Below are 1,599 nucleotides of genomic sequence, written 5' to 3' on the forward strand. Positions count from 1 at the left end.
TGGTCAATCCTGATTCAGTCGCAGCCAGAGAGAACCCAATCCAGCCCGTGGGAATAGCGCCTTGCTTGATTTGCTCAATGGTTTCATGAACCTGTTCAACTTTTTCTTCAACCTGGTTAAGGCGGCGTTCCTGTTCCACTTGCGCTAAGGCGTAAGCGAGGTTAAGTTCAGCCTGGGATTTTGGTTTTGTGGCGCCAGACTCCAGAGCAAACCAGCGATCAATGATGGCGGCCCGACGTCTTACGTCATATCCGGTGATCAGGATTTCGGTATTCCGGCGATCAAGGAGAATTTCACTGATAAAGCCACGCTCATCAATAACAACAGTAATCCCCGAAGTAAACATAACTTGTTGATTTCTATGATTCCTCAAAAATGAGGAATCAAATTCAATGCTATAAACGGCTTTCAGAATTTCCCGGATGTCACGAATAACGTTATCGTGACGCTTGTCTGTTAGCTCAGCAATTTCACGGCTGCTCATCATTGGCTGATTGCTGGTGGTGGTTACATTGGTCATTTTCATACCCCTTGCTTTTTCATTGCCTTAAGTAAGGCTTTCTTGAATTTCTTTTCTTGGCACAGGTCCAGGTACATAATCATTAGCGTTTTGTTTAACCAGATTTCATCGGTGTCGGGATCACGCCTGACACTATCGGGATAAATTGCGAGGTACTCTTTCACTGCATCCAGTGACAGGAACTCTTCCGGTGTTAATTTGCGTGCCTGTCTGCGATTGTGGGTTACTCTGGATTCCCGACTGACAGAAGTCACACCGGCTGTATGGGGTTTGTTTTGACAGCCCATTACAATCCCTCCACTTTATTAATGTGAGCCTTTAGAGCATCAGCGAGTTGTTTCGCTTCTCTCTCTTTTTTGCGACGTTGTTTGTTATCTGCTTGCCATTGTTCATAACGCTCTTGTAATGAATGACGTTTTAAATTCAGTTCAACGCGATATTCAGCCCATTCACGGTTAACTTGCTGCCTGGCATGTTCAGCGACTTTATTCCAGAGAACCGCCGCTGTTTCATACTTTTCTTCACGCTCACTTTGAATAGCTCTCTGTGAGAAATTAAAATGGGTAATATTCACTATGAGTCCTTATTTACTGAAAAGTATATTCTGGTGAAAATCCACCATGATTAGCCCTTTCTGCAATTAACTTAATAAGTGCACTCATGAAGTCATCACCCTCATTTGTTAACTTCCAGTGTTTTGACAGATAATCGGTATAGCTATTTAAAATATAGTTATCAGCTTTCTCTCGCTTATATTCGTCATAAACAGGCGCTTCAAAAAACACATGTAAAGCTTTCTTTAATATCTCCTCTGATAATTCAACAGTACACATAGAACCATCATGAAGACTAACAGCAATGCAATGACTGTTGGTCTTTTTCACCATTGCATCGAGTTTTGCCGCGATTAAACGATTTCTGTAACGTTCAATTAATGTTTGATTACTCATAAATACAATCCTATTTTAGGGCTGAGACAATCCCCAGCCATTAAGCTGTAATTAAAAGTTAACTAATTATTGCATTGTTAATTCAGCATACACGGTTGTTATTTTTAGATGTTATTTTTTCACCCCCGT

Annotated in this window: 4 protein-coding genes; all 4 read right to left on the minus strand. The window is 41.3% G+C overall.

Translation table 11 applies throughout. The features are described 5' to 3' along the window. Window positions 1-520: Rha family transcriptional regulator (locus tag AACQ83_RS24030; protein ID WP_192881117.1), on the minus strand; the 520-nt coding region annotated here is incomplete at its 3' end. A gap of 2 nt (window positions 521-522) precedes the next feature. Next, window positions 523-807 carry a hypothetical protein gene (locus AACQ83_RS24035; protein WP_049583068.1) on the minus strand — a complete coding sequence of 95 codons (285 nt, stop codon included), beginning with the start codon at window positions 805-807 and terminating at the stop codon, window positions 523-525. After that, window positions 807-1,094, minus strand: coding sequence for an ANR family transcriptional regulator (locus AACQ83_RS24040; protein WP_112879921.1), 288 nt, complete (start codon window positions 1,092-1,094; stop codon window positions 807-809). The genes AACQ83_RS24035 and AACQ83_RS24040 overlap by 1 nt, the downstream gene beginning before the upstream one ends. 13 nt (window positions 1,095-1,107) lie before the next feature. Continuing rightward, on the minus strand, window positions 1,108-1,470 hold the full coding sequence (locus tag AACQ83_RS24045; protein WP_112879905.1) for a hypothetical protein: 363 nt from the start codon (window positions 1,468-1,470) through the stop codon (window positions 1,108-1,110). Window positions 1,471-1,599 lie beyond the last annotated feature (129 nt).

The organism is Photorhabdus sp. S10-54 (genome assembly GCF_963878145.1).
Taxonomy (GTDB): domain Bacteria; phylum Pseudomonadota; class Gammaproteobacteria; order Enterobacterales; family Enterobacteriaceae; genus Photorhabdus; species Photorhabdus kayaii.

What these genes read in the sequence shown, in the direction of transcription:
- AACQ83_RS24035 (WP_049583068.1), bottom strand. Translation starts at nt 807, where the DNA reads ATGGGCTGTCAAAACAAACCCCATACAGCCGGTGTGACTTCTGTCAGT.
- AACQ83_RS24045 (WP_112879905.1), bottom strand. Translation starts at nt 1,470, where the DNA reads ATGAGTAATCAAACATTAATTGAACGTTACAGAAATCGTTTAATCGCG.